The sequence below is a fragment of the Geodermatophilus sp. SYSU D01105 genome, from assembly GCF_054050095.1.
Genome location: NZ_JBJGYR010000001.1, coordinates 1 through 12549, shown reverse-complemented (window position 1 = coordinate 12549; position 12549 = coordinate 1). Strand labels below are relative to the sequence as shown.

At 74.8% G+C, this 12549-nt stretch carries 10 protein-coding genes; 4 read left to right on the top strand and 6 right to left on the bottom strand.

Annotated elements, in window-relative coordinates:
- Positions 1-71 precede the first annotated feature (71 nt).
- Positions 72-1643: a long-chain-fatty-acid--CoA ligase gene (locus ACI79I_RS00050; protein ID WP_456989790.1), complete on the top strand. Its 1572-nt coding sequence runs from the start codon at positions 72-74 to the stop codon at positions 1641-1643.
- 67 nt (positions 1644-1710) lie between these two features.
- Here the strand turns inward: ACI79I_RS00050 and ACI79I_RS00045 are convergent, their stop codons facing one another.
- Complete coding sequence (locus ACI79I_RS00045) at positions 1711-2562, bottom strand: patatin-like phospholipase family protein (protein WP_456989788.1); 852 nt, start codon at positions 2560-2562, stop codon at positions 1711-1713.
- Positions 2563-2645: 83 nt separating this feature from the next.
- Between ACI79I_RS00045 and ACI79I_RS00040 the strand changes: the two genes are divergently transcribed.
- Both ACI79I_RS00040 and ACI79I_RS00035 read left to right on the top strand, forming a co-directional pair.
- On the top strand, positions 2646-4391 hold the full coding sequence (locus ACI79I_RS00040; protein WP_456989786.1) for a class I adenylate-forming enzyme family protein: 1746 nt from the start codon (positions 2646-2648) through the stop codon (positions 4389-4391).
- Between the two features lie 100 nt (positions 4392-4491).
- Complete coding sequence (locus tag ACI79I_RS00035; RefSeq protein ID WP_456990387.1) at positions 4492-5559, top strand: potassium channel family protein; 1068 nt, start codon at positions 4492-4494, stop codon at positions 5557-5559.
- A gap of 47 nt (positions 5560-5606) precedes the next feature.
- On the opposite strand, the gene ACI79I_RS00030 is transcribed toward ACI79I_RS00035, so the two are convergent.
- Both ACI79I_RS00030 and ACI79I_RS00025 read right to left on the bottom strand, forming a co-directional pair.
- Positions 5607-7118: an adenylate/guanylate cyclase domain-containing protein gene (locus ACI79I_RS00030; RefSeq protein WP_456989784.1), complete on the bottom strand. Its 1512-nt coding sequence runs from the start codon at positions 7116-7118 to the stop codon at positions 5607-5609.
- Between the two features lie 22 nt (positions 7119-7140).
- Positions 7141-7764, bottom strand: coding sequence for a PadR family transcriptional regulator (locus ACI79I_RS00025; RefSeq protein WP_456989781.1), 624 nt, complete (start codon positions 7762-7764; stop codon positions 7141-7143).
- 73 nt (positions 7765-7837) lie between these two features.
- On the opposite strand from ACI79I_RS00025, the gene ACI79I_RS00020 reads away from it, so the two are divergent.
- Positions 7838-8698 carry a class I SAM-dependent methyltransferase gene (locus ACI79I_RS00020; protein ID WP_456989779.1) on the top strand — a complete coding sequence of 287 codons (861 nt, stop codon included), beginning with the start codon at positions 7838-7840 and terminating at the stop codon, positions 8696-8698.
- An 18-nt stretch (positions 8699-8716) separates the two neighbouring features.
- Here ACI79I_RS00020 and ACI79I_RS00015 read toward each other — a convergent pair whose 3' ends face one another.
- The 3 genes from ACI79I_RS00015 to ACI79I_RS00005 all read right to left on the bottom strand — a co-directional run bounded on the left by ACI79I_RS00015 (position 8717) and on the right by ACI79I_RS00005 (position 12414).
- Positions 8717-10240 (bottom strand): sugar ABC transporter ATP-binding protein, encoded by a 1524-nt coding sequence (locus ACI79I_RS00015; RefSeq protein WP_456989777.1) that lies wholly within the window; start codon positions 10238-10240, stop codon positions 8717-8719.
- 2 nt (positions 10241-10242) lie between these two features.
- Complete coding sequence (locus ACI79I_RS00010) at positions 10243-11361, bottom strand: sugar ABC transporter substrate-binding protein (RefSeq protein WP_456989775.1); 1119 nt, start codon at positions 11359-11361, stop codon at positions 10243-10245.
- Between the two features lie 117 nt (positions 11362-11478).
- The gene (locus ACI79I_RS00005) at positions 11479-12414 is read right to left on the bottom strand and encodes an ABC transporter permease (RefSeq protein ID WP_456989773.1); all 936 of its coding nucleotides are present in this window, start codon (positions 12412-12414) and stop codon (positions 11479-11481) included.
- Between the last annotated feature and the right edge of the window lie 135 nt (positions 12415-12549).

Below are 12549 nucleotides of genomic sequence, written 5' to 3'. Positions count from 1 at the left end.
CGACGGGCAGGGTTGACCGCGGCCGACGTCGTCGTGAGCATGACGCGGGTCCCACTCTGCGAGGAGGGCCCGTGGGCATCGAGATCCCCCGGCTGCAGGGCCGCGGCATGACCGCGAGCGACCAGCTGGCCCGCTGGGCACGGCGCACGCCGGACGCCGTCGCCCTCCTGTTCGAGGGCACGAGACGCAGCTACGCCGAGCTCGACGCGCGGGTGAGCCGGCTGGCCCGCGCCCTGACCGACCGGGGCGTGGGCACCGGCGACCGCCTCGCCGTCCTCGGGCTCAACTCCCTCGAGGTCTGGGAGGCCTACCTCGCCGGGGTGCGGCTGGGTGCCGTCGTCGTGCCGGTCAACTTCCGGCTGGTCGCCGACGAGGTCGCCCACGTGCTCGCCGACAGCGGCGCCGCGGCGATGGTCGTCGACGCGGCGACGGCCGAGGTGGCGGCCAAGGCCCGCGAGCAGGCGCCCGGCGTCCGCACCGTGCTGCCCATCGGCGAGGAGTACGAGGCGGCACTGGCCGCCGCGGACGCGCCGCCGCCCGACGTCGAGGTGGACGAGACCGCGCCGGCGTTCATCATGTACACCTCCGGCACGACCGGCCGCCCCAAGGGCGCCGTGCTCACCCACCGCAACCTGCTGGTGCACGCGTTCAGCCAGGTCACCCACCTCGGCGTCGACCCCGGCGACCGGGTCGCCGTGCCGGGAGCGCCGCTGTTCCACATCGCCGGGCTGGCCGGCGGGCTGCCAGCTCTGCTGCTCGGCGGCACGCACGTCATCCTGCGGTCGGGCGGGTTCGACCCGGTGGCGACGCTGGACCTCATCGAGCGGGAGCGGGTCACCAACATCTTCCTGGTGCCGGCGACGTGGGCGGCGGTGGTCGCCGTCCCGGACATCGCACAGCGCGACCTCTCCTCGCTCCGGCGCATCTCCTGGGGCGCCGCCCCGGCGTCGACGACGCTGCTGCGCACGATGATCGACACGTTCCCGCAGGCCGAGGTGGTCACCGCGTTCGGGCAGACCGAGTGCAGCCCGGTCACCTGCTTCCTCCGCGGCGAGGACGCCGTGCGCAAGATCGGCTCGATCGGCACCCCGATGCTCAACGTCGAGGTCCGCATCGTGGACGACGCCATGGAGGACGTCCCCCAGGGCGAGGTCGGCGAGATCGTCTACCGCAGCCCGATGGTGATGAAGGAGTACTGGGGCAAGCCGGAGGCGACCGCGGAGGCCTTCGCGGGCGGCTGGTTCCACTCCGGCGACCTCGTGCGGGAGGACGAGGACGGCTACCTCTACGTCGTCGACCGCAAGAAGGACATGATCATCACCGGCGGGGAGAACGTGTACTGCGCCGAGGTCGAGGACGTCCTCGCCGCCCACCCGAAGGTCGGCGAGGTGGCGCTGATCGGCGTCCCCGACCCCCGCTACGGCGAGGCGCCGCACGCCGTCGTCGCCCCGCGGGACCCGGCCGACCCGCCGACACCGGCCGAGCTCTCCGCCTGGTGCCGCGAGCGGCTGGCCCGCTACAAGAACCCGCGGGAGTACTCGCTGGTCCCGGCGCTGCCGCGCAACCCCAGCGGCAAGGTGCTCAAGACCCGCCTGCGCGAGGAGCACTCCGCCGGCTCGCTGGTCGCCGACCCCGCCGTCTGAGTGGGAGGAGGACCCCGTCCTCCCCCGGCCCTCGCACGCTCGGGGCGGTGCCCTGGACGGGCCGTGCTCAGCCCTGCCAGGCCTCGGCGACCTGCTCGGCCACGCTCGCCGCCTGGGCCCGGCCGGCCCGGGCCGACCCGGCCCGCGCGGCGGGGTCGAGGACGTTGCGCCCGATCGCCGTCCGCGAGGCCTCGTCCGGCGAGACGACGGCGACGCGGGCGACCATCCCGGTCACCTGCGCGTCGACGCTCGCCATCGGCCCCACGCCCCGCGGGATGGGCGCGAGGACGACGACCCGGTCGTAGCCCTCGGCGAGGTCGGCGTTGGCCGCCGAACGCATCCCGCCGTCGACGTAGCGGCGGCCGTCGATGGTCACCGGCGGGTAGACCCCCGGCACCGCACAGCTCGCGGCGACGGCCAGCAGGAGCGGCACGCCGGAGTCCCGGGTGAAGGTCCGGAACTCGCCGGTCTGCGCGTCGACGGCGGTGGTGGTGAGCGCCCGGTCCGGCCACTCGGTGCTCACCAGCCGGGAGCCGATGACGTCGAGCCGCTCCTGCTCGGAGGGAGTCAGCCCGGCCTGCTCGGCGGCGACCGCGAGCGCGCCGACCCGGCGGCGGAACTCGACGTCCCTGCCCCGGCTGCGCAGCATCGCCCAGCCGTAGCGGGCCAGCGCCGCGCGGGTCATCCGCGCCGCCCTCTCGCCGGTCGGGGGCTCGAGCTGGCGGGCGTGGAGCGTCTCCAGGTCCGCGCCGGCGGTGACCTGCGCGCCGACCACCGACCCGGCGGAGGTGCCGACGACGAGGTCGGCACCGGTGAGGTCGATCCCCGCCTCGGCGAGACCCGCGAGGACGCCGATCTCCCACGCGATGCCGGTGATGCCGCCGCCCCCGAGGACGAGGGCCGTGCGCTGGTCGCTCATCGGCCCATCCTCACCCACGGTGGGGCCTCGACACGCGTTGTGACGTGCGCCACGCTGAGGACCCCCGCAGAGAGAGGACCCGCATGACCGCCGCCGAGGCCCCGCCGAGCCCCTCCGCGCACAGCTGGCCACCTGGCCTGCCGCGCGCGCTGGACTACCCGGCGGTGCCGGTCGGCTCCATCCTGCGGGCGGCGGCGCGCCGCTGGGGCGACCGGGTGGCGTTCGTCGACTCCGGCGCCGAGCTGACCTTCACCGAGCTGGCCGACCGGGCGCACGCGGTGGCCAACTGGCTGGCCGACGCAGGCGTCGGGCGTGGTGACGTCGTCGCGGTGCACGTGCCCAACTGCCGGCAGTACCCGGCCGTCTACTACGGCGTCCTGCTGGCCGGGGCCACCTTCTCCCCCACCAACCCGCTGCTGCCCGCCGCCGACCTCGCCGCGCAGCTGGCCGACGCCGGCGCCCGCGTGCTCGTCACCTGGGACCAGGTCCTGCCCCTCGTCCGGACGGCGCTGGCGGGCACCGCGGTCGAGACCGTCGTGGTCACCGGCGCCGCGCACACCACCGACCTCGCCGCCCGCCTCGACGGCCTGGGCCCCGGCGAGGTCGACCTCGCCGACCTGCTTGCCGCCGACCCCTCCGACCGCCACCTCGACGCGGACCTCGACGTCGCCACCGACCTGGCGCACCTGGCCTACACCGGCGGCACCACGGGGGTCAGCAAGGGCGTCGAGCTGCCGCACCGGAACGTGGTCACCAACGTGCTACAGTCGGGCTGCTGGACGTCGGGGTCGCTGCCGGAGCTCGACACCGCCGGGGACGTGACGCTGCGCCAGGTCCTCGGCCCCGACGAGGTCCCCACCCGGCTCGGCGAGGGCCGGATCATCAACCTGACCCCGTGGTTCCACGCCATGGGCGCCATCGGCTACCTCAACGGCCTGGTCATGGCGGGGACGACGACCGTCATCCACATGCGCTTCGACCCGGTGCGCTACGTCGAGGACGCCGTCCGGTACCGGGTGACCTCGATCGGCGGCGCTCCCCCGGTGTTCGTCGCGCTCCTGCAGGTCCCCGGGATCGCCGAGGCCGACCTGTCGTCGGTGCGCGGGGTCTCCAGCGGTGCCGCGCCGCTGCCGGTGCCCCTCATCGAGGCGCTGCGGGCGCTGCTGCCGGAGGCGGTGATCGGCGAGGGGTACGGGCTGACCGAGGTGACCATGCAGGCCACCGGCAACCCGACGTTCCGCTCCGGCACCCGCAAGGCGGGCACCGTCGGCGTGCCGGTCTTCGACACCGAGATCAGCATCCGGCCGCTGGGCGGGGGCGACCCGCTGCCGCCCGGCGAGCGCGGCGAGGTGTGCATCCGCGGCCCCCAGGTGATGCGCGGGTACGCGCACCGGCCCGAGGCCACCGCCGAGGCGATCGACGCCGACGGCTGGTTCCACTCCGGCGACGTGGGGGTGCTCGACGAGGACGGTTACCTGTCGATCGTCGACCGGACCAAGGACATGCTGCTCTACAAGGGCTACAACGTCTTCCCGCGCGAGCTGGAGGAGGTCCTCTTCGGCGTGCCCGGGGTGGCCGGCGCCGCGGTGGTCGGCCGCCCCGACGAGCAGGCCGGGGAGCTGCCGGTGGCCTACGTCGTCCGCAGGGGCGACGCGGCCGGTGCGGCGCTGACCGCGGAGTCGGTGATGGCCGCGGTCAACGAGCGGGTCACCCCCTACAAGCGGCTGCGCGACGTCGTCTTCATCGACGCGATCCCGGTGTCGGCGGCCGGCAAGGTGCTCAAGCGGGAGCTGGCCGCCCGGGAACGCGCCGCGGCCACCGGCGGCTGACCCGGCCCCGTCGCCGGCCGCCGCACCCCTCCGACTCACCCGGAGGGGTGCGGCGCTCACGCGGGAGCGCCGCGGGCTCACTATCGTCCGCGGGGTGACCATGCCGACCGGTGACGGGACCCCCGAGCACGCCGGCGTCCAACTGGCGCACATCGAGGAGTCCCCGACCCGCCAGGTGTGGCGCCGGGTCGTCATCGCGGCCATCGTCCTCGCCTTCACCGTGTTCATCGTGTGGCTGGACCGGGACAGCTATCGCGACGGCGACCAGGTCGGCATCGGCCTGCTGGACGCGATCTACTACTCGACGGTCACCCTGTCCACGACCGGGTACGGCGACATCACGCCGATCACCGACGGCGCCCGGCTGGTCAACATCCTGGTGATCACGCCGCTGCGCATCATGTTCCTGATCGTCCTCATCGGAACGACCCTCGAGGCGCTGACCGCGCGCTCGCGGGAGGAGTTCCGCATCCGTCGCTGGAGGTCCCGCGTGCGCCAGCACGTCATCGTGTGCGGCTACGGCACCAAGGGGCGCAGCGCGATCCGCTCCCTGCAGGCCAACGGCACCCCGCTCGAGCAGATCGTCGTCGTCGACCCCGAGCCCCGCGCCATCGACGAGGCCAACTCCGTCGGGCTGACCGGGATCGTCGGCGACGCCGGCCGCACCGAGGTGCTGCGCCGGGCCTCGGTCGAGCGGGCGCGGGCGGTGATCGTCGCGGCCAACCGGGACGACGCCTCGGTGCTCATCACCCTCACCGTGCGGCAGCTCAACCCCAGCGTGCCGATCACCACCTCGGTGCGCGAGGAGGAGAACGCCAACCTGCTGCGCCAGTCCGGCGCGGACACGGTCATCACCACGTCGGCGACGTCCGGCCGGCTGCTGGGGTTGTCCACCGACGCCCCGCGGGTGGTCGCCGTCGTCGAGGACCTCGTCACCGGCGGCCACGGCCTGGACCTCAAGCAGCGGCGGGTCACGGCCGACGAGGTCGGCCTCGGGCCGCGGCAGCTGCGCGACATCGTGCTGTCGGTGACCCGCGGCGGGCGGACGCTGCGCTTCGACGACCCGCTCATCGGCACGCTGCAGCCCGACGACGTCCTCGTGGTCGTGAAGTCCCACCCGACCGCGGGGCGGATGCCGACCGGGGGCGGGCAGGCCGCGGCGGTCTGAGGGCGGCCTGCCCGCCCCACCCCTGGCCGGCTCGGGACGGGGCCCGCTCAGCCGATCGTCAGCACCCAGGTCTGCGTCGGCTCGTCCCGGCCCCGCAGCTCGACCACCGTGCCGGGCGCCCAGTACTGCGCCTCGTGGCCACGGGCGGCCCGGATCACGCTGTTGGACACCACGGCGCGGCCGGGGTGGTCCTTGGCCAGGTCGGTGAGCCGGGCCGCCTCGTTCACCGGGTCGCCGATCACCGTGTACTCCAGCCGGCTCGCCGCACCCACCTGACCGGCCCACACCGGGCCACAGGCGACCCCCACGCCGACGTCGACCTCGCCCGCGGCGGCGACGGCGGTGCAGATGCGCCGGGCCGCCCGCAGCGCCGCCCCGGCGGGGTCGGGGTGGTCGGTGGGCGCACCGAAGACGCACAGCGCCGCGTCGCCCTCGAACTTGTTCACCAGGCCGCCCTCGTCCTCCACGGTCGCCACGACGACGGCGAAGAAGCGGTTGAGCAGGCCGACCATCTCCTCCGGCCCGGTGCGCCGCACGAGCGTCGTCGAGCCGGCGATGTCGACGAACAGGGCAGCGACCGTGCGGACCTCACCGCCCAGGGAGACGCCGGTGGCCAGGGCCTGCTGGGCGACCGTCGTCCCGACGTGCCGGCCGAACAGGTCGCGCAGCCGCTCCCGCTCGGCCAGCCCTGCCGCCATGGTGTTGACGCCCTCCTGCAACAGGCCGATCTCGCCGGCGTCGTCCACCGTGACCCGCACGTCGTGGTCGCCCTCGCCGATCCGCTGCACCGCCCGGCGCAGGTCGCGCAGCGGCGCGCCCACCGCCCGGGCCGCCAGGTGCGTGGCCACGAAGCCGATCAGCAGCGACGCCAGGGCGAGGAACACGACCGCGTCCCTCGGCGGACCCTCGGGGTTGCTCGGGTCGAGGAAGAGGAGGGTGAGCCCCACGAGCGGGACGCCGCTGGTCAGCGCCCAGGTGAGCAGCAGCCGCGGCCGCACGCCCAGGACCAGCGCGCCGGCCGGCGGGTACGCGGCGAGGGCCCGGGCGGTCAGTCCCCGGGTCAGGCGCAACGTGAGCAGGTAGCAGTGGCCGGAGGTCGCCACTCCACCGAGCAGCGCGGCCAGCCCCAACCGCAGTCCGACCAGGGACAGCTGCGAGGCGACCGCGCCCACGACCCCCACGACCACCGCGCCCCCGAGCCAGCCGAGGGCGACGACGAGGGCGACGTCGACCGGCAGCCGGAGCACCTGGGCGGCCTCCTCCGGCCGGGGCGGCCGGCTCTCCCGCAACCAGGCGGCGGTGAGCCGCTGCCGGCGAAGCACCGCCAGGATGCCCAGCGGCAGGGCCAGGGCGAGGAAGCCGACAGCGGACAGGACGATGGCCGTCCGTCCGGCGGGGTCGCGGGCCCCGGCGGACAGGGCGAACAGCAGCAGGGCGACGACGGCGACGGCGACGAGGTTGGCGGTCAGGACGTGCAGCACGATGTACGGCACCGCCCGGCGTCCCCGCGGCGCGAACTCCAGTGCGGCGTCGACCCGGCGCAGCGTGCTGCCGGTCACCGGTCCTCCGGCCGTCGCGGCGTCACCAGTCGGCCCGGCGGGCGATCTCGGCGACCTCGGCCTCGTCGGCACGGGCGGCCGCCGGGTCGGCGGGCCAGTCCGCCACCTGGGCGCTCGCCCAGTCCGCCCAGTCGGCGACCAGCCGGTAGAAGTCGGTGAGGAAGCGACCGGCCAGCATCGCCTCGGGCAGCCGCTCCGGGAACGGGCCCCGCCCCGAGGCGTAGGCCTCCGCGGCCGACCGGTTCTCCTGGTTGCGCTCCTCGGCCCACGCCCGCGCGGCCGCCAGCGTGGCCAGCGCGTCCTCCCTGGTGCCGTGCTCGGCGAAGCTGATCTTGAGCAGCTGCTCGAACTCCAGCACCGGGCCGCTCCCGGGGTCGCGGTGCCAGGCGGCCAGCGCCTCCCGGCCGGCGTCGGTGATCGAGTAGACGGTGCGCGACCGCTTCCCCACCGGCTCGGTGCGCGCCGTCGCCAGGCCGTGTGCGACCAGCTTCTTGGGCTCCTCGTAGAGCTTGCTCTGCGCGCGCGGCCACATCCGGCCCAGGCTGCGGTCCATCTGCCGGGTGAGCTCGTAGGTGCTCCACGGCCGGACGGCGAGCAGGCTGAGGATGGCGTACGAGGTCGTGGTGAGCGCGCCGGGGGTTGACATGGTCCTCCCAAGGGGAGTAAGCCGAACGCATAGTCCCTTCGGGAGCAGACTAGCCGCCGAGAAGGTGACCACGGTGACCGACACCACGACGCTCCGTGTCGCTCCGGGCAACGCCGAGCAGGCCCGCGCGTGGGACGGCGGTGAGGGCGCCCAGTGGGCCGCCTCCGCCGACCGCTTCGACGACGCGGTCCGCGCGTACCACCCGCACTTCCTGGCCGCGGCCGCCATCGGCCCGGCCGACCGCGTGCTCGACATCGGGTGCGGCAACGGGCGGACCACCGTCGACGCCGCCCGGCTCGCCCCGGACGGGCACGCCCTCGGGGTGGACCTCTCCGCCCGGATGCTCGAGGTCGCCCGGGCGAGGGCCCGCGCGGCGGGGCTGGGCAACATCACGTTCCTGCAGGCCGACGCCCAGGTCCACCGGTTCGAGCCGGGGGCCTACGACGTGGCGATCAGCCGCAGCGGCGCGATGTTCTTCGCCGATCCCGTCGCGGCGCTCGGCAACATCGGCGACGCCTTGCGGCCGGGGGGCCGGCTGGTGCTGCTCACGTGGCAGTCGCTGGAGCGCAACGAGTGGATCACCGCGTGCCGGAACGCCCTCGCCGCGGGCCGGGAGCTCCCCCTGCCCCCGCCCGGCCGGCCGGGCCCCTTCGCGCTCAGCGACCCCGAGCGGATCTCCGACCTCCTGCCCGCGGCCGGCTTCCGCGACGTGCACCTGGAGTCGCTGGAGCTCCCGATGTACTTCGGGAGGGACGCGGCGGACGCCGCGGAGTTCCTGCTCCGTCAGCTCGGCTGGATGCTCGACGGGCTGGACCCGGGGCGCCGGGAGGAGGCCGTCGGGGCCCTGCGCGAGTCGCTCGCGGCGCACGAGAGCCCCGACGGCGTCACCTACGGGTCCGCGGCGTGGCTGGTCACCGGGCGCCGGCCCGGCTGACCGCCGACCCGCGGCCGGTCAGCCCGGGGTGCCGGCTCCCTCGGGCGCGACGCCGGTGTTCATGACCTCCAGGATGGTGTGCGCGTCCAGGTGCCGGCCGGTCAGGCGGGCGCAGACCCGGCCGTCGTAGAACACGACGACCTCGTCGCAGACCGCGGCCAGTTCCCGCGGGTCGGACGACGCCACGATCTGCACCGCACCCCGGTCGGCGAGCCCGCGCAGCAGGTTGTAGATCTCCGCCTTGGCGCCGACGTCGATGCCCCGTGTCGGGTCGTCGAGCAGCAGGACCGAGGGCGCGGCCTCCAGCCACTTGGCGAAGACCACCTTCTGCTGGTTCCCGCCGGAGAGCATGCCGACCTCCTGGTCGACCGACGGCGTCTTGATGCCCAGCCGCTCGACGTGCTCGCGGGCACGCTCCTTGAGCCGGCCGGACCGGACGAAGGCCCCGTCGCGGCGCAGCGCCACCGAGCCGACCTGGCCGACGTTGTCCCAGATCGGCTTGTCGAGCATGACCCCGAAGCGCTTGCGGTCCCCGGAGACGATGGCGACCCCCTGGCTGATCGCCCCGCGGATGGACGGCTTGAGCGCCGCGCCGTCCGGGAGGACCACCCGGCCCTCGTCGGGCCGGACGACCCCGGCCGCGACGCCGAGCACGGCCCGGTGACCGGCGCCGGCCACGCCCGCGAGGCCGACGACCCGGCCGCACGGGACGGCGAGGTCCACCTCGCGCAGCTGCCCGTCCACGGTGACCCGCTCCAGCCGCAGCGCCGGTCCCCCGTCGTCGATCGCCTGCCCCTGGTGGGACCGCTCCTCGACGATGGCCGCGACCTTGTCGCCGAGCATGTGGGCGACGATCCGGTCGACGGTCAGCGTGCTCGCCGGCGCGGAGGGCACCGCGACCCGGCCGTCCCGCATGATCGTGACCTCGTCGCTCACGGCGAGCACGTCCTCCAGGTGGTGGGAGACGTACACGACCGCGACGTCGCGCGCCCGGAGCCGGCGCACGACGTCGTGCAGCCGGTCGGCCTCCTCGGCGTGCAGCGCCGAGGTGGGCTCGTCGAGGATGAGCACCCGCGGGTCGGTCACCAGCGCGCGGGCGATCTCCAGCAGCTGGCGCTGGTCCAGCGGGAGGTGCTCGACCGGGTCCTCCAGCCCGACGTCGAGCCCGAGCTCGTCGAGCACCGGCCGCGCCCGCTCGGCCATCCGCCGCCGGTCCACCAGGGGACCGCGGCGCATCTCCCGCATCGGGAACAGGTTGGACAGCACGTCGAGGTCCGGGAACAGGCTCAGCTCCTGGGACACCACCGCGATGCCCTGGTCGACGGCGTCGGCGGTGTTGCCGATGCGCAGCTCCCGGCCGTCGAGGCGCAGGACACCCGCGTCCGGCCGGACGGCGCCGACGAGGACCTTGACCAGCGTCGACTTGCCCGCGCCGTTCTCCCCCAGCAGCGCGTGCACGCTCCCCGGCCGGACGGTGAGGTCGACGCCGGCCAGGGCGACGACCCCGCCGTAGGCCTTGCGGATGTCCTGCGCCTCCAGCACGGCTAGTTCGCCTCTTCCAGGTCCTTGATGGGCGGGTTGGCGAGCTGCTCGTCGATGATGGGGCCGTAGTACTCGCGCTTGTTCTCGTCCGACTCCTGGCGGGCCTGGATGTCGGCGACGTTCTCCTGCGTGACCAGCTCGGCCGTGCTCACCCACCAGCCCTCGAACAGCTCCCGCTCGCCGAGGGCGTTCTCGATGAGCAGCCGGGTGGCCAGGTAGCCCTTGAGGAAGTGCTGCGGGTCGGCGGCGGCGAAGTTCGTGCCGTCGGCCACCGCCTGGACGCCCGCCTCGTTGAGGTCGAAGGCACCGGTCAGGAACCGGCCCCCGTTGTCCCGGTTGATCCGGGCCAGGGAGGCGAGGGCGGCGTCGCCGGCGTCGAGGAACACCGAGGCGTCGCTGTTGGCCGAGACCAGGTTGTTCCAGGTGTTGAAGTTCGACGTCGGGTCGGGCGCGCTGGCCACCGGACCCACGACCTCGAAGCCGGGCATGCCCTGCTCGAAGGCCTGCTTCATGCCCAGCGCCCGGTTGTCCAGTGCCGGGACGCCGGGGATCGGGCTGGCGACGACGGCCGAGCCGGCCGTGGTCCCGGCCTCCTGCAGGCGGCGGATCGCCTCCTCGGCCAGCATCGCCCCCGCCGCGACGTTGTCGTTGCCCAGGTAGCTGGTGACGTTGGAGCCGGGCAGCGGGGCGGTGTCGACGGCCAGCACGGGGATGCCCTGCTGCACCGCGCGCGCCTCGGGCCGCACCAGCAGGTCCGGGGTGAGGGTCATGATGGCGATGCCGTCGGTGGCCGTGCGCATCGCGTCCTCGAACATCTTGACCTGCGCGGGCCCGTCGAGCTTGGTGGGCGCGATGGCCTGGACGTCGACGCCGAGCTCCTCACCGGCGGCCTCGGCACCGGCCAGCATCTCCTGCGAGAAGTTCTGGCTGCCGTCCGCGGCGATGAAGGCGATGTTGAGATCCTCGGCCGCGGCGGCGTCACCACCTCCCCCACCGCCACCGCCACCGCCACCGTTGCTGCCACAGGCGGCGACCAGCACCACCATGGCCGTGGCGATCAGCGGGCGGGAGGCCCGCAGCGCGGGACCGGTGCGACCGGTCCCCGCCGAACGTGTGCGCACGATGTTCCTCCTGGGGGATGTGCCCGGGTGCCCGGGCGGGGTGGGGGTGCCCAGGCGACGCGGAGCGAGGACTCGCCTGGGTGTTCGGGGGGCGACGCCGGCGGGCCGGCGCCGGTCCTACAGCTGCGGGCCGCTGTTCCGGCCGGCCGTTCGCCGACGGCGGACCACGCTGTCGAGTGAGACCGCGGCCAGGATGACCGCGCCCGTGGCGAACTGGTTCCAGTTGATGGGGACGCTGAAGTAGGCCAGGCCGCTGCCCACGACGCCGAGCAGGACCGCGCCCAGCGCCGCGCCGACGATGGTGGCCTTGCCGCCGGCCAGCGAGGTGCCACCGATGACCGCGGCGGCGATGGCGAGCAGCTCGTAGCCGCTGCCGGTGTTGGGGTCCGAGGCGCCCAGGTAGCCGATGGTCAGCACCCCGGCGAGCCCGCCGAGCGCGCCGCTGAGCACGAAGGCCTGCATGCGGACGCGGTTGACCGGGATGCCGCTGAACGCGGCGGCCTCGGGGTTGGACCCGATCGACCGGATCCGGTAGCCGAACGGCGTCGCCCGCAGCACGACGGTGAGGACCACCGCGACCAGGACGAGGACGATCCCGGGGACGGGGACGCCGGCGATGTTGCCGCCGACGACCTGCGAGAAGGAGTCGTCGACCGGCGGCCCGAGCACCTGCGTGCCGTCGCTGAGCGCCAGGGTGAGCCCGCGGAACATGGCCAGCGTGGCGAGGGTGGCCACGATCGAGGGCAGCTTGAAGTACTGGATCAGCAGGGCGTTGAACAGCCCCAGCACACCGCCGACCACGATCGCCAGCAGGGCGCTCAGCCACGAGTTGAGCCCGCTCTGCACCAGCATCGCGCAGGCCAGGGCGGTCAGGGCGTAGACCGAGCCGACGGAGAGGTCCAGCTCGCGCATCGCGAGCAGGAACGCCATCCCGCAGGCCAGGATCCCGATGTAGGTGGCCTGGTTGAGGATGGCCATCAGCTGGTCGAACTCGAGGAACCGCGGGTAGAACGCGCCGATCCCGAGGATGAGCACGACCGTCGCGATCAGCACCCCGAGGTACTCCTGCGAGAGCACCGCGCGGGGGGGGGGGGGGGGGGGGGGGGGGGGGGGGGGGGGGGGGGGGGGGGGGGGGGGGGGGGGGGGGGGGGGGGGGGGGGGGGGGGGGGGGGGGGGGGGGCGGGCGGG

Coding starts and splice junctions, on each gene's coding strand:
- ACI79I_RS00045 (WP_456989788.1), bottom strand. CDS start 2,562: ATGAGCGACCAGCGCACGGCCCTCGTCCTCGGGGGCGGCGGCATCACC.
- ACI79I_RS00040 (WP_456989786.1), top strand. CDS start 2,646: ATGACCGCCGCCGAGGCCCCGCCGAGCCCCTCCGCGCACAGCTGGCCA.
- ACI79I_RS00035 (WP_456990387.1), top strand. CDS start 4,492: ATGCCGACCGGTGACGGGACCCCCGAGCACGCCGGCGTCCAACTGGCG.
- ACI79I_RS00025 (WP_456989781.1), bottom strand. CDS start 7,764: ATGTCAACCCCCGGCGCGCTCACCACGACCTCGTACGCCATCCTCAGC.